General features: G+C 68.6%; 15 protein-coding genes and 1 pseudogene. 3 read left to right on the forward strand and 13 right to left on the reverse strand.

What is annotated here, in order from left to right; translation table 11 throughout:
* Positions 1-57: 57 nt before the first annotated feature.
* Both GUY59_RS27645 and GUY59_RS27650 read right to left on the reverse strand, forming a co-directional pair.
* Positions 58-351 (reverse strand): Tn3 family transposase, encoded by a 294-nt coding sequence (locus GUY59_RS27645; RefSeq protein ID WP_138202583.1) that lies wholly within the window; start codon positions 349-351, stop codon positions 58-60.
* Between the two features lie 49 nt (positions 352-400).
* Entirely contained in the window at positions 401-547 is a 147-nt protein-coding gene (locus tag GUY59_RS27650; RefSeq protein ID WP_161714732.1) for a hypothetical protein, read from the reverse strand.
* Positions 548-785: 238 nt separating this feature from the next.
* Here GUY59_RS27650 and GUY59_RS27655 point away from each other — a divergent pair, with 238 nt between their 5' ends.
* Entirely contained in the window at positions 786-1,184 is a 399-nt protein-coding gene (locus GUY59_RS27655; RefSeq protein WP_138202581.1) for an ArsR/SmtB family transcription factor, read from the forward strand.
* A gap of 2 nt (positions 1,185-1,186) precedes the next feature.
* Entirely contained in the window at positions 1,187-1,837 is a 651-nt protein-coding gene (locus tag GUY59_RS27660; protein WP_236667554.1) for an SRPBCC domain-containing protein, read from the forward strand.
* A gap of 130 nt (positions 1,838-1,967) precedes the next feature.
* On the opposite strand, the gene GUY59_RS47650 is transcribed toward GUY59_RS27660, so the two are convergent.
* From GUY59_RS47650 to GUY59_RS27700, 10 genes and pseudogenes are all read right to left on the reverse strand, one after another.
* Positions 1,968-2,612, reverse strand: a complete 645-nt coding sequence (locus GUY59_RS47650) for a hypothetical protein (protein ID WP_138202577.1) — start codon at positions 2,610-2,612, stop codon at positions 1,968-1,970.
* A gap of 9 nt (positions 2,613-2,621) precedes the next feature.
* A pseudogene (locus GUY59_RS49015) lies at positions 2,622-2,750 on the reverse strand (DUF4158 domain-containing protein); the annotation flags it as partial.
* 278 nt (positions 2,751-3,028) lie between these two features.
* The gene (locus GUY59_RS27670; protein WP_252375043.1) at positions 3,029-3,472 is read right to left on the reverse strand and encodes a recombinase family protein; all 444 of its coding nucleotides are present in this window, start codon (positions 3,470-3,472) and stop codon (positions 3,029-3,031) included.
* A gap of 162 nt (positions 3,473-3,634) precedes the next feature.
* Complete coding sequence (locus tag GUY59_RS27675; RefSeq protein ID WP_138202616.1) at positions 3,635-4,948, reverse strand: MFS transporter; 1,314 nt, start codon at positions 4,946-4,948, stop codon at positions 3,635-3,637.
* The gene (locus GUY59_RS27680; protein ID WP_201761404.1) at positions 4,948-6,060 is read right to left on the reverse strand and encodes a MerR family transcriptional regulator; all 1,113 of its coding nucleotides are present in this window, start codon (positions 6,058-6,060) and stop codon (positions 4,948-4,950) included. Before GUY59_RS27680 ends, GUY59_RS27675 begins: the two co-directional genes overlap by 1 nt.
* 108 nt (positions 6,061-6,168) lie before the next feature.
* The gene (locus tag GUY59_RS49020; protein WP_252375041.1) at positions 6,169-7,410 is read right to left on the reverse strand and encodes a transposase; all 1,242 of its coding nucleotides are present in this window, start codon (positions 7,408-7,410) and stop codon (positions 6,169-6,171) included.
* Positions 7,411-8,659: 1,249 nt separating this feature from the next.
* Positions 8,660-9,100, reverse strand: a complete 441-nt coding sequence (locus GUY59_RS49025) for a DUF4158 domain-containing protein (RefSeq protein WP_252375040.1) — start codon at positions 9,098-9,100, stop codon at positions 8,660-8,662.
* A gap of 661 nt (positions 9,101-9,761) precedes the next feature.
* The gene (locus tag GUY59_RS27690; RefSeq protein WP_138202573.1) at positions 9,762-10,961 is read right to left on the reverse strand and encodes a hypothetical protein; all 1,200 of its coding nucleotides are present in this window, start codon (positions 10,959-10,961) and stop codon (positions 9,762-9,764) included.
* 1,057 nt (positions 10,962-12,018) lie between these two features.
* Positions 12,019-12,369, reverse strand: a complete 351-nt coding sequence (locus GUY59_RS27695) for a DUF6247 family protein (RefSeq protein ID WP_138202572.1) — start codon at positions 12,367-12,369, stop codon at positions 12,019-12,021.
* A 230-nt stretch (positions 12,370-12,599) separates the two neighbouring features.
* Positions 12,600-13,637, reverse strand: a complete 1,038-nt coding sequence (locus tag GUY59_RS27700; protein ID WP_138202571.1) for a tyrosine-type recombinase/integrase — start codon at positions 13,635-13,637, stop codon at positions 12,600-12,602.
* Positions 13,638-13,785: 148 nt separating this feature from the next.
* Between GUY59_RS27700 and GUY59_RS27705 the strand changes: the two genes are divergently transcribed.
* The gene (locus GUY59_RS27705) at positions 13,786-14,985 is read left to right on the forward strand and encodes a hypothetical protein (protein ID WP_138202570.1); all 1,200 of its coding nucleotides are present in this window, start codon (positions 13,786-13,788) and stop codon (positions 14,983-14,985) included.
* 397 nt (positions 14,986-15,382) lie between these two features.
* On the opposite strand, the gene GUY59_RS27710 is transcribed toward GUY59_RS27705, so the two are convergent.
* Positions 15,383-16,615, reverse strand: coding sequence for an IS4 family transposase (locus tag GUY59_RS27710; protein WP_252375039.1), 1,233 nt, complete (start codon positions 16,613-16,615; stop codon positions 15,383-15,385).
* Positions 16,616-16,767 lie beyond the last annotated feature (152 nt).

The raw sequence follows: 16,767 nt of genomic DNA on the forward strand, positions 1-16,767 counted from the left end.
ACCTGTTGAGATCAAACGCCTGTGCCGCGCTCCTCATGGGACGCGGCACATGGCGTATCAGATCGTCAGCCCCAGCTCGTGCAGTTGCGCGGGCCGCAGTGGCCGCCAGCCACCGGTGTCGAGCTTGGCCAGCTCCGCCTCGACGTCCACGGTGATCACGCCGAAGAAGTTGACGTTCTCGCTGTGCGCCGGGGAGATGTGGGTCAGCAGCTCGTCCGACACGTCCCGGCCGGCCGCCCGCAGCTGCCTCACGGTCAGCGAGTAGTACTCCGTCGTCCAGGAACCTCCAGCGCGGCCATTCACCTTGCCGCGTTTGACCGTGCTGTCCTTGTGCCGCAAGGCCCGCAGCACTCGCCCGACGTGCGGCCCGAGGAGGGCCCAGAGGTGGGTGAGGGCCGGCTCACGCGCTCTCCTTGTCCCGGGCGATGCCGGCGATCTTCTCCATCGCTTCGATGTTGTCGTCGAAGTTGCGGATCACGAACGCGTCGACCTCCATCGCGATCGCCGTCTCCCGGTCTTCCCGCATCGCCGCGATCTGTTCTTGCATGGACCGGCAGGTGTGAGGGGTCGGGGGCGAAGAAGGTCCAGGCGGCGCACTGGAAGCGGATCACGCAGGCCTTCCCACCTGCACGGACGTTGGCCGGCTCGGTGCAAAGGCCGAACGGCACCGCCACCGACCGCGCCTCATAGGCGACGCCGGTGCGGTCGAGGCTGTGCCGGCAGACCAGCGCGACGCTAAGAATCAGCGTTTTATTATATAAGCAAAGGCCGGTATAGTCGCTGTCGTGCACGCCTTCGACATGCTCGGTGACCCCGTGCGCCGACGCATTCTGGAGCTGCTCGCCGACGGTGAGCAGACCTCCGGGGTAATCACGGAGATCATCCGGGCGGAGTTCGCCCTCTCCCAGCCGGCTGTCTCCCAGCATCTGCGCGTGCTGCGTGAGAACGGGTTCGCGTCGGTCGGGGCTGAGAGGGCTCGTCGGTTCTACGCCGTGGAGGCCGGGCCGTTGAGCGAGGTTGACGCGTGGGTGGACCGGTTCCGCAGGTTCTGGGACCAGCGACTCGACGTACTGGAGACCGAGCTCGCCCGCGGCAGGCGTATTACCCGGAAATCCGCCAACGACGAGCCCGGCAGGCCAACGAAGAAGCGTAGGCACGAGAGGTTCCCTACGAACGGAGCATGACGATGAAGGATGTACTCGACGAACTGTCCGCGACCCGCCGGAAGATGGGCACGGCGACCCTGCCCGCCGGTGAGGCCTACACGATGGAGCTGAGGCGTCGCTACGACGCGCACCTCGATGACGTGTGGGACGCCATCACCAACCCCGAGCGACTGAGTCGCTGGATGAAGCCGGTCACCGGCGACCTGCGCCTCGGCGGGGCATTCGAGCTGGACGGCGGCGAGCATGGCGAGATCCTCCGGTGCGAGCCGCCGCGCTTGCTGCGGGTGTCCTGGATGTTCGGGCCCGGCGCGGACGAGTGGCCAGGCACGAGCGAGGTCGAGGTGCGCCTGTCTCCTGGCTCGGCCGGGGACACCGAGTTCGAACTGGTCCACGCTGCGGCCGTCGGAGAGCCCATGTTTCCGACCTACGGTCCCGGTGCCGGCGGCGTCGGCTGGGACCTGCATCTCCTCACCCTCGCCAGCTTCCTGGGCGACGGCGAGGTTCTTGACCACGAGGAGTTCAGGGCATCGCCCGCCGGACGCGAGTTCAGCCGGCGCAGCGCCGCCACCTGGGGCGAGGCTCACCTGGCCGGCGGCGGCGAACCGCGCCACGTCGCGGCCGCGGTCGAGGCCACCACCGCGTTCTATCTGCCCACCGGGGACGCGCGATGAAGTACGCCACGGGCATGACGAGCATCCGAGTGGTACGCAGGTGATCGGCGAGCAGTCCAGGCAGATCGAGGGTCGCGTCCGGGCCAGCGCGGGCACGCGATGCTGCTCGCCGGTGTCGCTCGGCGGCGCGTCAAGCTGGTCGGGCAGGTTGCGGGCGCTGGCGGCGTCCAGGATGCGGCGGATGGCCTTGGGAGCGACCTGGTGACGTCGGGCCAGGGCCTTGACGGCAGCACCGTGACGGTACTCCTCGACGATGGTGGCGGCCTTGTCCTGGTCCAGGGCGGCGGGGCGGCGCCCGCGCGCCTTCAGCGTTGGCGCCGAATTCGATCGCCGTGGTCAGCGTCTTGAGGAACCCCGACACGGTGGCGATCCGCGTGGCCAGCAGCGCCCGCATCTCACCGTCGGCATCGGCGTCGGGCGGCGGCACCATCTCGGTCACCGCCGCGACCGCCTCCCGCAACTCCCGCCGGGGCACGATCGCGTCGATCGCCTCCCACACCTGATCCAACCGGAGTTCCTCGCCGTACTCGGTGACCTCCAGCAGGGTCTCCACCGCCGCGGCCAGCGTGGCCGAGTGCTTGGCCAATTTCGGATGCTGGCGTACCCGCTCCTTGTCAGTGGCGGTCTCGGCCTTGCCGACCAGTTCGGTGGTGACCAGCACATCCAGCATCTCCAGACAGTCGTCGACCGCCTTGCCCTCCAGATAGATCACCGTGGCCAGCAACGTGGCGAGCTGACGGGAGGGCCCGAGGTACGCCAGCACCTCGTCGGGCACGTCCAGCGGGTCGGTCAGAAAGCGCCCGACGTAGCGGGCTGTCGTTAGCTGGAGGGCGAAGCCGAGGCGGGCGGGTGTCCCACGCCGTTCGGCGATCAGCGCCCGATCCGCGTCGTCCAGGTGAAAGAACCGCTCCAGCTCCGCCTGCGGCGGAGCACCCGAGAAGCGGCCGCCTCGCCATCACTCAAGAACTCAACCGGCATAGACGCCGAAGGTAGAGGCCCGGAACTCCTATAGCTACGGCGAGGGGCAGAGTAGGTGGTGATCCTGCGTTCTACCTAAGCTCAAGGGCAAGCAGCCCAAACTCCCCGAATCCGCCCGCCGCTCCATCAGCCGCCGCTACGCCGAAGGCGAGGTCTCCCTCGCCGACCTGGCCACCGAGTACAGCGTCGGACGCTCCACCATCCACCGCATCATCAGCGGCCCGGACAACCCCTGCCGTTCTTCTTGGCCAGGGCCATGCCTTCACGGGTGCGCTGGTGCCCGATGTTGGCTTCGAATTCCGCGACCATCGCGAGGGTCTGCAGGAAGAGCCGACCGAAGGGGTCGCTCCAGTCGTAGACGGATGCGCCGAGGCCGAAGTGGACGCCGCGGCCGGACAGGTCGGTGAGCAGGTCGTTGGCTTCGGCCATGTTGCGGGCGAACCGGTCGAACTTGGTGACGGTGAACACCGTGCCGTCCCAGACGGCGGCGAGGGCCTGGTCGAGTCCGGCGCGGTTGCGGCGGGTGGTGCCGGAGAACCCGCGGTCGATGTAGATCCGGTCTTGCGGCACGCCGAGCGCCAGGAGCTGCTCGGTCTGGACGATGACGTCTTGTTCGTCGGTGGAGCAGCGCGCGTAGCCGACCCGGGTCCCGTTCACGTGTTCAAGTGTTCCGGATAGGGGGCCTTCACCGGAACAGTTCGCGGAACACCTATACGGAACACCCCGACCTGGGTGTCCATCCGGCCCGGGTGGTGTTCCGTTGAGGGATCCCTTAACGGAACAACGATCGCGTTCCAGCTGGAGCGAGGCCAACGCGGATCACGCTGAGCGATCTGGGTCACGACGTGGTTCGGGGATGGACATCGTGTAGGAACGCAGCTCGGGAACTCGCCATGCAATCGCGGCGACGGCCATGGTAGTCAGTAGACCTCCGATGCAAATCACTGTTCGGGGCCCGAGGAGCGACGCAGTGGTCCCGTGCAGCAAGTTCGCGAGCTGCGGTCCACCGATGAGGACAACGGTGAGCGCTCCTTGGATCCGGCCGCGCATGGCGTCGTCGGTAAGGGCTTGGGAGATGGCGTTGCGGAAGGTGCTGAGCACGAAGTTCACGGCTCCGCCGAGGACGAGTGCTATCAGCGCGATCCACAGATGTGCCGCCAAGCCGAGTGCGACCACAGTGATGCCCCACGCGGCAGCGGCTGCCGCCATGAGAGCGCCATGGCGGCGGGTGCGGGTGAAGGTGCCCGATAGGAGACCGACCGCGAATACCCCGGCTGGGTAGGCGGCGTAGAGCAGTCCCAGTGCCGGACCGCCGCCAGCCGGGCCGCCGTAGGTGCGCTGGGCCAGTTCGGGGAAAAGTGCGATCGGCATGCCGAAGACCATCGCCGAGAGGTCGACCGCCAGCACTGCCACGAGCAGTCGGCTGGCGGCCAGGTACCGGAACCCAGCCAGGATCTGAGCGATGGTCGGATGATCCCCGCGGTGCGGTTCGGCCGGAACGTTCGATGCTCGGGGTGGCTCCAAGCGGGGCAACTTGGCGACGGCCCACACGACGGCCAGCAGCGCGAGCGCGTCGAACAGGTACAGGGTGCCGAGCCCGACGAGCGGGATCAGAAGGCCGGCGAGCACGGGGCCCAAAATCGACCCGGCGTAGCGGACCAGCGAGCTGAGGCTGTTGGCCGCTGGGAGCAGTTCGACCGGGACGAGGCGGGGCACCACGGCACCCATCGTCGTCATGATCGATCCGAAGGTCAGTCCCTGGCAAGCCACCAGCATCATCAGGATCGGGACGGATCGGGCGTCCAGCACAGACTGAGTCCACAAGGCCGCGTAGGTCAACGTTAGGCCGCAGTGCGCGGCCAGGAGTATCGTTCGCCGGTCTCTGACGTCGGCGAGAGCACCTGTCCACAGAGCCGCCACCACCAGCGCGACGAACGACACGACGGCCGAGGCACCCACGGCCGCCGATGACCCGGTCATGGTGAACAACTGCGTCGGGATCGCGGCCAGGCTGAACGACCCGCCCACCGCGCACACCACTGACGCCACCCACAACCGCCGAAATGCGTCAACCCTCAGCGGCCGGCGATCGACGATGATGCCGCGCCCTGCCTTGAGCCTAGGGGCGCGCATCACCGGCTGGGAACGTTCCGGACGGCATCCGCAGCGTCCAGCGGTACGACGTCGGCGACGACACCGGCGATGTTGTCGGGAGCACCTGCGGCGTACGCTTGCGCGATCAATTCGTCGAGTGCCTGCTGCGGACCGTCCTCCTCGGCCAGCACCTTCTGCAGGGACGCGGCCGAGACGACGGCCGACAACCCATCGGAGCACAAGAGGTAGCGGTCACCGGCAGCGGCCCGGTGAAGTGACAGGTCCGGATGCGTCCCGCCTGTGCCGGTCAGTGCTCGCACCAGCAGTGAGCGCTGCGGGTGTGAGGCCGCTTCATCGGGGGTCAGTCGTCCTTCGTCGATCAGGGACTGGACGAAGGTGTGGTCATGGGTGATCTGGGAGAGCTCACCGTCTCGCAGGCGGTAGGCGCGGGTGTCGCCGATGTGCACTAGCGCCAGATGGGAGCCGGACCACAGCAGTGCGGTCAAGGTGGTGACGGCCTCGCCATCCGATGATGCTGCGGCGATCGTCCCGATCTCCGCGTTGGCATCGTCGACCGCGTCAGCCAGCGCGCCGAGAAGGTCTTCGGCGGGCATGGCGAGAGCCGCCAGCGGTTTGAGCGCCTCGACGGCGGTCGCGCTCGCGAGGTCTCCGGCTCCGCCACGGACGCCGTCGGCCACCGCCAGCAAGCGGGGGCCCGCATAGGCGGTGTCCTCGTTGCTCGTCCGCACCAGTCCTGACTCCGAGCGGGCGACGTAACGGATCCCGAGCATGGTCGCGGAATCGTCCACAGAGCTGCCTCTTCCCGTCAGGTAGTCGACGAGGAAGGTTGCCAACTGGCCGCGAGCGGCGGTCTCGGCCAGGAACTGCTCCCAGTAGCCAGCGATCTCCTCGGCCGCGGTCTCCGCAGGTAGATCACACACACGCCGGATACGGGTCAAGGGCAGGCCCAGACGCCGCAGCCAGGCGATCAACCGGGCTCGCTCCAACTGCTCCGGATCGTAGAACCGGTATCCCGAATCGCCATCCACGGCGGCCGGCAGCAGGAGCCCGAGTTCGTCGTAGAGCCGCAGGGCCTTCGGCGACAGCCGAGCTGCCCGAGCGAACGCTCCGATCGTCAGCAGTTCCCGCACCACTCCTCCTCGTTCCGGCCACGACGACCGGTGTCAACGATGCTGGGGCTTCACCCAAGGGGAAGGTCAACAACATCACCACCCTTCCATGCGGCTCCCTGGCAATCGCTACGCGCTGACCCTGAGATCGAGACGGCTGTCCATGTCGAGGCGGAACCGGCCGTAGGGGTTGACGTGGGCCCAGAACAGCGGCGATAGGGCGCGCCGGTCTTCGTCGGTGAGCTTGGTCGCCCAGGCCGAATCTCGTAGGACAGCTTGCAGGAGCTGGGTGTTGATGAACACCAGCGAGGACTGGAGCAGGTGGAGGGCGAGCATGGAGACTTCCGCGTGTTCGCGGTCGGCTCCGGTGATGGCTCCTTCGCGCCCGTAGAAGATCTTGTCGTTGGCGCCGTTCCAGTTCTCGACGACCTGCAGGCCGCTGTTGATCTCTCGGCGGAGGCCTTCGTCGGCGAGGTAATCGCAAGCGAAGATGGTGCGCACGACGCGGCCGAGTTCTTCCAGGGCAAAGTAGACGGGCTGCTTGGGGCCGCCGCTGCCCTTCATGAATCGGCGCAGCACCTGTTCGGTCTCGTTGGTGCGTAGCCGGAGTGCGGTCGCGTATTTGATCATCTGATCGTAGTTGCGGGCGATGAGATCCCAGTCGATGGGGCGTTTCTTCAGGACCTTCTCCAGCTTGGGCCAGGGTGCCTGGTTGGCTGAGGGCGCGTACAACTGGATCGCGCCGATGTTCTTCAGCCGGGGCAGGAGCTTGAAGCCCAAGAGCTCGGTGAAGGCGAACCCGACCAGGGACGCGCCGTGGGTGTCGGTGTAGTTGGCCTCGATGTCGGCGTCGGTGCCGTGCCGCAGCAGCCCTTCAATCATCGCCGCGACCTCGGAGGAGGAACACGACTTGAGCTGGGAGTAGACGCACAGCCGGCCCTTGTCGACGTGCCAGTAGATCATCACTCCATAGCCGCCGTAGCGGGCGTGGAACTCGGTCATCAGGTTAGAGTCCCAGGAGGCGAACCGATTGGAGTCCGACGCCGTCGACGTCGCTGTCCCCCACCACCGGGGGTCGCGGGCCTCCAGGGTGGAGTTCACGACCGCCACGATCGCCGCCCGCAGGTTCTCGCGGGTGATGTAGGTCTGGCGGACGTGCCGCAGCTCGGCCTCGGAATGGCCGTGCTCGCCGGTCGCGGCCATCTGCCGGATCCCCATGTTGGTGCCCAGCGCGAACAGCACCAGCAGCAGACGGCGCTGGAGCGTGGTCTTGCTGAGCTGCTCGCGGGTGGCGACCGAGGCGAACAGGTCGCAGAAGTCGGTGACGAACGCGGCGTTCTTCGAGATGTCCAGCAGGTCGATGGTGCCCACCGGCCCTGCACCTCGGCCTTGAGCGCGGACAGGTTACGCGGCTCGGGCAGCTTGTCGAGCTTGGGCACCGACACCCACGGCTTGCCGTTGCGGGTGACGATCTTCACGCCGCCGGTGCGGCCCTCGGCCAGGCCGGTGTTGAGGCGGTCCAGGGAGCCAGTCAGACGCTGCTTGAGGTCGGCGACGAACTCGGCGGCGTCCATCGGCTTGGACAGGGCGAAGTAGTGGACGTCCCGGTTGGCCTCGAAGCCGCCCGGCAGATCCTCATCCGGGTCACGCCACCGGCCCGCGCCCTGCACATAGATCTCCCGGCGCCGCAGCGCCTCGCGCAGCGCGATCAGCACGCACAGCTCATACGGGATCCGTTCCACCAGACCGCTCTCGCCGTCGACCACGGCGTCTTGCCATGCCTGCTGCACCACGCCCTGGATGGGGACGGTCTCGCCGGCGGCGTAGAACTTCTGGTCTGAGTCCACCTCGGCGTATCGACCGAGCAGGTCGATCGCATCCATCACCGGCCGGTAGGCGGCGTTGTTGCACCGGAACTCCAGCGCCTCCAGCAGCGGCGCCAGCATCCGCCGGTAGTAGTAAGAGTAGGAGCCGCGCAGGCTGTACCGGACCCGCTCGGCCACGGCCTGCTGGGTGGCCATCAGCTCCTTCGCCAACGCCCGCAGCGTCTTCTCCCCGCCCGGCACCACCGGGAACACCGCCTCGCGGATCGTGTCGTCGGGGCGGGCGATCGCAGCGTTCACCATCTTGGAAAAGATCCCGCGCTTGCCCTTCACCGCGGTCAGTTCCCCGATCAGCTCCTTCTCCACCTTCCGCTCCGCCCGAGCATTGATCTTATGGATCAGGCCGACCAGCAACTCCACCAGGCCGTCGACCAGTTCGGCCTGACGCGTCCAGCACAACGCCGCCAGCAGCGTGTACCGGATCGGCTCCGGCGCGGACTCGAAGTCCGAGGGGTACATGCGCATCGCCCGCGCCCGCCAGGCCGCCACGATCAGGTCCGACACCTCAGCGAACACGGTCTCGTCCAAGCCCAGAGACCGGACGGTCTTCAGCTTGCCGATCTCCTTCAGCAGCGTCTCCAGACCCAGCGGGCCAGGGTCGGCCTTCAGCTCCGCCAGCACCTGCTGCCTGCCCAGCAGGTCCTGAAGCCGGCCGCACACCATCGGCCCCAACCTGGCCTGCACTCCGCGGGCGAACGCGTCCTCGAACCGGCTCACCGCCGAGGCCACCACCCGCTCTACCTGGCCCGGCGTCGGCGGCTCCACATTTTCGCTGCGGCACCGGCGCCGCAGCGCCTCAGCCAGCCGGTCCCGGTTCGTCTCCGTCGAACACAGCTCGTCGGCCATCCACTGCGCCCACCGCTCCTCGTCCTCCTCGGTCGGCGGCCGCGTCCCGAAGCCGTCCGGATCTGCTTGCGATGGTCCTTGATCGTCCGGCTGGCCCAGGAGTACTTGCCGAACAGCCCCGGATCCACCTTCACCAGCGACGCGACATAGACGATCGCTACCTGCGGGACCTCTTCTGGATAGGCCGGGAACCGGCCCTCGATCTCGTAAAACTTCAGCATCAACGCGAACCCCAGCCGCGTCGCCCCCGACTTGTTCTTGATCAGCTTCCAGTCGCCCTCGACCAGCGTCCATGAGCCGATCAGCTCATCGGGCTCCCACTTCGCACGCACCGCAGCCCCTCCCAGACCATGAACTCTCCGAACAGACGGAGATCACGATCAAGGGAAGCCAGGACGCTCCACGTCGGTTTGATCTACTTGCAACCACTACGCGATGAACCCGCAAGATAACTCACCGCTACTCTGCCCCTCGCCGTACCTGTAGGAGTCCCGGGCCGTAGGGCAGGCCCGGCAAGCAGGACGAGCGGAAGATCAAATAGTTAGCTGGGGCCGCCCGCTAACGGGACTTTTCGTTCGAATGCTCGTCATACCCCGCTTCACTGTCGGCATTCTCGGCCGTGGCGGACGTGGCCACGGCGTCGGCGAACCCGGACCGGCGGCGCCGTCTCCGGCGCCGGCGCCGGCGCCGGAGACGAGAATCCGCATGGCAGCCTTCCTTGTCGTTCAGTCCGCCCGTACGGCGTGGTTCGCGCCGGCCCCCGAGCCGGGGTAAGTGCCCGGGACCGGGCAGCACCACGTCGATGCCGGCCGTCGTCCATGGCCAGGGTTGAACCCTCGGTGCCGCCGTTCACGTACGACCCGTCGTGGCTTCGTTGACCCCGCCCGGCGGATCGCGATCACAAGCGGAGCCTGCGGGGAGGCCCTTACCGTCCGAAACCGTTCGTTGGTGCCAATCCCAAAACCCCTAAGGCTCGGGCCCGGCGACCCGCCTTCAGCCCGACCGCAGCTCGGCCGCCACCGCGCGTTCCCGCAGCTGCGCCGCCTCCGCCCGCGCTGCCTCCAGCTCGGCCCGCACGTCCTCCAGCCGTACCCGCTCCAGCCGCAGCTCTCCCCGCAGGCGGTCGCGCTCCTTGACCGCCGCGTCGGCCCGCGACTTCTCCCGCGAGACCAGCTTGCGCTCCCGCGACAGCGCCGCCGCCGACTCCTCCTCGATCCCCGCCGTCTTGGCGGTCAGCCGCTCCACCTCACCGGCGGCCTGCGCCGCCTCCTGGAGCGCGACCGCCCGGTCCCGCTCGGCCGCGGCTGCGGCCCGTTCCGCTCTGACGGCCCGCTCCACGGCCCGGCCGCGTTCCTGCGCCGCCGCCTCCTCCCGGGCCCTCGCGCCGACCGCCTCACGTTCGGCCTGCTCCCGTGCCCGCACGGCCGCCGCCGTCTCTTCCCGCGCGCGGTCACGTTCCGCCCGTGCCTGGCCGGCGGCCTGCTCAGCGCGTACGGCCTGCGCCCGAGCCTCAGCGATCTGCCCTTCGGCAAGTTCCACCCGCTCCGCGAGCTCCCGTACTGCCTGATCCCTCGCCTCCTCGGCCACCTCCATCTGGTGAGCCGCCTCCGCGGCCTGCCGCTCGGCCGCCTCAGCGCGCCGCTGCGCCTCCTCCGCCGACTGCAGCGCCTGCCTTTCGGTGCTGGCCGCCTCGCGCAACGCCGCCAGTGCCTGCTCGCGGGCCCGTTCGGCGTCGGCCAGCGCGGTGTCGCGCTCGTGCTCCGCCCCCTCCAGCCGCGACCGCATGTCAGCTGTCTGCCGGCGAGCGTGCTCGGTGGCCTCACGGGCCAGGCGTACCTGCTCGAACGCCTGCTCACGCTCCGTGCGCGCGATCGCCACCCGCGTGTGCGCCTCCGCCTGCACCGCGCTCAGTTTCGCCTCGACCCCGGCTGGGCTCAGCTCGTCGGCCAGCGCCCGCGCCAACGGCTCGATGGCCGACGCCAGCCCGCTTTCCATCCGGTCGTACAGCTGCTCTGCCCTGGCCAGCGCGCCTTCGAGCCCTGGTGTGGCCCGCCGCAATTCACGTTCGCGCTTGGCGACGGCCTGACAGTCCTTCTCCGGACAGTACGCCCTGGGGCGGCCCCTCCCCCGCCGCTGCTCGATCGGCGCACCGCAGTGCTTACAAGGCGTCACCACGCTGGCCTCTTCTGTCACGGCGACAGCGTAGCATTTTTTATTTTCCAGAAAACGCAAATCAGAAATTCGGATCTCCACCGCCGTCTGTGATCGTGGGCAACTTGCGAGAAGGCAGAATTCCCACAAGTTGAGCGGGCACGCTAGGGCATGCAGTCGTGACTCAAGCGCAAGGAGATGCCTACTGAGACTTGTCACCTAACTGTCCAGCGGGTTCGTCATCACCTGTCACTCAATTGGTCACCTCTTGTCACTCCGACACGCCTCCCGTGTGCGTAAATTGCCCCATCTTCTGCACGCTTGACATGAATACCATGCCATTGGCGACGCACTGCCGAAGTGCTATTTGCAATAGACGAATTTTAAGCGGATGCAAATATGGCTTCTTTTCTTTATATGATGCACTGCGGCCAGAGGGAAAGCGCGACGCGCTTCGTGTCTCCCCGCCTCTTCGGCGTGGATCGCATTGCTGGTCGGCAAGATTTGAGGGCCTCTCCGCTTGTCGCTATGAGGCAGATGCGACGCCCTGACCTGCGGACTTGTCCGATGCTGATCGCCAAGGCTGGCCTGAGTGTCAGAGGTGTGGTGCGACGGCGTACGGCTTGCTCGATCGTCTGAATCTTGCGCTCTTCCTACAGCTCCTCTGTTCGCGCGTGGGCGAACTGTGGCGTTTCAGGCGGAGGACAGGTGATGACCATCCCGAGGACAGCTTGGTGACCAACCAGCGTCCGAACAGCGGATTCGTCATGTGCTGTCCGTGTCTTTGGTCACCGATGTCCCCCGCCCTTATCGCCTCCTGAAGATCGGAAGATGGCACTGTCCGCGCTGCCGACCGGCCGACGGCACCACGGCGCCCTCGGCGCGCACAGACCATTCGTGGCGAAGGCCTCCTACTCCGTGCGGAAAGTGATCGCAAGGTAACGCCAAGTGGCTTGACTGGCCCTGCCAACTCGCTGGTACCGTTCACAGCGATTCCCCTACCCGCTTCGGTGGGTAGGTGCGGGCCCCGCCTGAAGGCGGGGCCCTTGCGTTATCACGACATGCTCGAAGGCGGCCGCCCGCTCCGGCGCCTGAGGGATCATGAGCGTTCGCCCTCCGGCGCGGGCGTCTCCCGTCGGGCGGCCCGCCTAGCGAGCACCGCCTCCAGCGGGACGCCGGGGATCTCCTCGCCGCGCTCGATCTTGCATTGGATGTCGTCGACCGTGTCCCACGCCCGCTGCCGGTGCTCGGGGTCCTGCATGCTGACGCACGCGATGATCCACCAGGTCTGGGTGAATTCCTCGACCCCGCGCCACTCGCCCGCGGCTCGGGCCTGCTCAACGACCACCGGCAGCCCGGCGTCGAAGCCCTTCCGATCGCGCGGATGAGACAGAGCCTCGCGGATCGTCGGCAGTGTCCTGGCCGGCCTCGGCTCCGGTGCGATGATCACTACTTTGGCCTCCTCTCCGATCGGTTCGCGCGAAGGCAGGTTAACGCCCGGTCGGGAGATTCCCCGTTCGGGGGCGGCCTGGTCGAGCGGACGCCTTCGTCGGGCGGAGACAGGATGAGCGCGTTGCAGGATGAGCATGCCCCGGGCGGTTGACCTGCGCCCGGCGCGGCGGACATGCGGGACAGCACGCCGGGGCACGGGCCGGGCTGCACGAGGCGGATCGGATCGGGTCAGAGACCCACGTTGCGCATCGCGTTGTCGCGCCAGCGGTCCACGGCCCGGATGTAGCGCAGCACGACGGGTGAGGCGGGGGCCCAGCGGCCGTGCTTGGCGATGACGGCGACCGGGACGCCGGCGGCGTAGGCCACGGTGGCGCCGCCGGCGCGCAGGCTGTGCGCGGTGACGGTGTGCGCGGAGGGCACGTTCGCGCGGACGGCCAGGTCGCGGACGATGACGTTGACCGCGTCGGCGCCGAGCGAGGGCCCGACGGTGCCGTGCCGGTTAATGCGGCGCAGCAGCCGTCCGGTGGTGTGCCCGGCCTGGTCGAGGACGTGGAGCCAGTCGCGCCAGGCGGCGACGGGATCGGTGAGCGGGTGGCTGCCGCGGGGGATGGCGATGGTCTCGCCGGCCGAGTCCTTGTCGGTCTTGGAGGTGCGGATGGTCACCTCCAGGCCGTCGGCGACCTCCCGCACGTCGTCGCGGGTGAGGGCGACGAGCTCGCTGCGGCGGCCCATCAGGGCCAGGCCGAGCACGAGCAGCAGGCGGTCACGGCGCCCGATCGGGGTGGCCAGGTCGCAGGCGGCGACCATGGCGCGCAGCGCGTCGATGGTGATGGGCGGGGCCTCGCGCTGGCCGCGGCCGCCGTTCTCGGCGCGCCGGCGCTTGTAGGCGCGCAGCGCGAGCCGGGCGGCCTCGGTGGCGGGCTGGCCGGGGTGGCCGGACAGCCGGTGCATGGTGCGCACGGCGGCCAGGGCCTGCTCGATGCTGGCCGGGGCCTGCCCGGCCGTGCACAGCGCTGCGGTGTATTCGGCCAGGGTGGCGCCGGTGGCGGGCAGCGTGAGGCGGCCCTGGGCCGTGCACCAGTCGGCGAAGGCGGCCCATTGGCGGGCGTAGGCGCGGCGGGTGTTGGCGGGCACCCCGTCGGCGATGAGGCGCCGGGTGTCGGCGCTGAGCGCGTGGTCGGCGGCGGTGTGCCCGCCGCCATTTTCTGGGGTCCCGGAAATCAGCGGGTGCTCCCCCGCCGCCGGCAGTGGCCCGCTCTCACCCATGTCCGCTTTGTCCCCTTTCTGCGAGCACCCGCGCGATCATCTCTGACCCGCGATAAGGAAGGTTATCACGGGTCAGCCTACGCAGCACGAGCGTTCGCGAACGCACGAAGCTCCTGCGATCGAACGCTGCGAACGCTAATCTGCTGCTGTGGCGAACGATCAGGAAACTGTGGCGGCGGGCGTACCGGCCGGAAGTGACGACGAGGTCGATAGCGGGACGATCGGCACGACTGAGCAGCTGCGGTGTGCCGGTCCTGGTTGTGCCAAGGCCCTGCCCGGGCGCAGCAGCCGCGCCAAGTACTGCAGCGACGCCTGCCGGGCGGCCGCCTACCGGGCGCGCACCACGGCGCATGCCGCCCCCGTAGCGAACGCGCTGCTGCGCACCCAAGATCTCCTTGCCCCGCTGCTGGCCGCCGGCGAGCAATGGCAGGCCGCCCAGGAGGCGCTGCGCGCCCAGCTCGCCGAGCTGAACAGCGGCGCGCTGGCCCAGGTGGAGGCCGCCGAACAGGCCGCCGAGGAAGCCCGCGCCGCCGCCGCGGCGGCCGAGCAACGCGCCACGACCACGGCCAACACCGCCGCAGCCCGGATCGCCACGGCCGAGCACGAGCGCGCCCAGGCCGAGGGCGCCCGTAGCCGCGCCGAGGAGCGTGAGCAGGAGGCCTGGCGACAGGTCGGCGAGCATCAGAACGCACGCGCCCAGGCCGCGCAGGTCGCCGCCGACGCCGCCGACCAGCAGCGGCGAGCCGAGCACGACCGTAACGCCGCCCGCCAGCGAACCGCCGAACTCACCGAACTGCACGCCACCGCGACCGCCCGCATCACCGAGTTGGAACAGCAGGCCAGCGACCAGCAGCACGAGCTCGCCGACCTCCGTCGCCGGCTGAAGGAACAGGAAGCCCGGACCCGGAAAGCCGAGCAGGAACACGACCAGGCCCGCGGCACCGCCACAGCGCACGCCGAGGAGGCCGATCGGCTCCGCCAGGCGCTGGCCAACGAACAACAGCGGCGCGAACAGGCGGTCACCGCCGCCGCAGTGGCCGAGCAGGCCCGCACCGCCGCCGAACAGGCCACCACCACAGCCGTCGGCGAGGCTGCGCGGCTGCGTGACCAACTCGCCGACCTCACCAACACGCTAAAGACGGCCCAGCAGCAACGCCAGGAGGCCGAAACTGCCGCTGCGGTCGCCGCTGCCCTGCTGCGTGAGCAGAGATCCACCGCACCCTCGGCTGGCCCTGATCCCGTCACACTCCCGCATTCCCGCATGAGCGGCCAAGAGAACTCTCCGCTTGCGCGTACCGCGGTTGTAGAGAAGAACGCTCGAGAAGAGGCCGTGCCGGAAGATTCATAACCGAGCACGTTGTTCGCATCAGGCATTCCGAAACGCTGGATGCGATCAGTCGGCCCTGCGCGCAGCATTCGTCCGGAATCCCTCGCCGTCGGGACCTCGGCCAAGGCCGTTGCGTTCTCGACTGGTGAGACTGCTGCGCCCCTGGGTCGAGTGGCCCAATGCCGTTTAGATAGCAGTTGATCATGGTTTTCGCTGGGTGGCCGATGGTGCGGGCAAGAGCGTGACGGTCGGTGGTCCTGCGTACCGGATGCCCTTGTCGGAGGGGCGTCGCTCGCGGTAGCTGCTCTTTCGGGAGCGTTTGACGGCTCGTGGGTAGGAGCGGTGGCGGCGGCGTGGGTTCGTGTTCCGTCGGTGCGCGACGTGATGGAGGGCCCGGTTCCAGGTGGCGTCGGGTGGCTCAGGGGGAAAAGGCCGCGCGGTCGGTGACCGAGCGGCGCACGATGCGGACGGTGCCCAGGAACTTGATCCGGTCGGGGTCGATCCCGGCGGTGGTGGCGGCGGTGCAGATCAGGGTGCATAACGCCCAGTGGGTCAAGAGGTAGGCCCAGATTTCCTGGTAGGCCAGCTCTGGGGTGCGGGAGCGGAGGATCCGGCCCGGCCCTCGCAGGTGCGTCTTGAGCTGATCGATGCCGGTTTCGGCCTCCCAGCGATCGTGGTAGCAACGGGCCAACTCTTCGGCCGTGGCCTCGGCCGGGTCGAGAATGCTGGTGATCAGCCGGATGTGCTCGCCCTTGCGGTCGGGCACGGTGTAGTCGACCACCCGGACGATCACCGCGTGCTCGGGGTTGAGGTCTCGTCCCTGGCGGGCGGCCTCGCGCAGCCGGTCCTTTTGTGACTGGCGCAGGCCGGCGGGTTTGGTGATGACGGCGAGCCAGGACCCGTCGGCCAGGTCACGCAGCCAGTACGGGCGCAGCCCGGCCTGGACCCGCCACAGCAGATGCGCGCCACCACGGCGGGCCTCGTTCCAGGCGGGGAAGCTGTAGAAGCCGCGGTCGGCGGTGAGCAGCATCTCCGCGGTCAAGCGCCGATACAGGGAGAAGGCGAGAGTCTGCTCGCCGGCCCAGCAGCCCGCCACATCGGCGGCCACGATGGCGTGGCTGGCGCACTCGCTGATGGCGACCACCCGGGCCTGCGGGAACGCGGTCTCATAACCGCCTGCGCTGTCGCGGCCGAACTCGGCGACGTTGGCCTCGGTGTCGGGCAGATCCAGAACGAACCCGTCGATCGCCATCACCCGCAGGCCGTGCAGCCACGCGCCCGGCGTCGACTCGGTTGCCGCAGGCCGGGCGATCTGCTGGAACACGTCCTTGACCGGCTCGGTTCCCAGGCGCTGGCGGGCTTGGGTGATCGCCCCACGGGTCGGCGCCTGCCAGCGCGCCCCCGGCACCAGGGCCAGCATGCCCGTCAGCTTCTCGGCGACCTCCTCGTAGTCGTCGTCCGGGTAGAGGCACAACGCGATCAGCAGGTAGATGACCACATGCGCGGGGAGTTTGCGAACGCGACGCTCCCGGCATCCGTGCGTGGCGATGGCCGCGTCCAGGGCCTGGCGAGGGATCAGCGATGTCAGCGCTCCGACGGCAATCAGATTTGTCAACCGCCCCGAACTGCCTGTGTCATCCGACAAGATCACCAAACGACGCTACCAGCAAGATCGCTATCTAAACGGCATTGTTGCGCCACGCGCACGGAGAGGAGCGGTCTGTGAGGTAGGAGAGGACCGTATCGCTGTGCTGCTGCACGGAAGATGAAGGATTGGTGGCCCTTCGGCGTCGTCCTGCGGGG

The sequence above is a fragment of the Nonomuraea sp. K271 genome, from assembly GCF_009908215.1.
GTDB classification, from domain to species: Bacteria; Actinomycetota; Actinomycetes; order Streptosporangiales; family Streptosporangiaceae; genus Nonomuraea; species Nonomuraea longispora.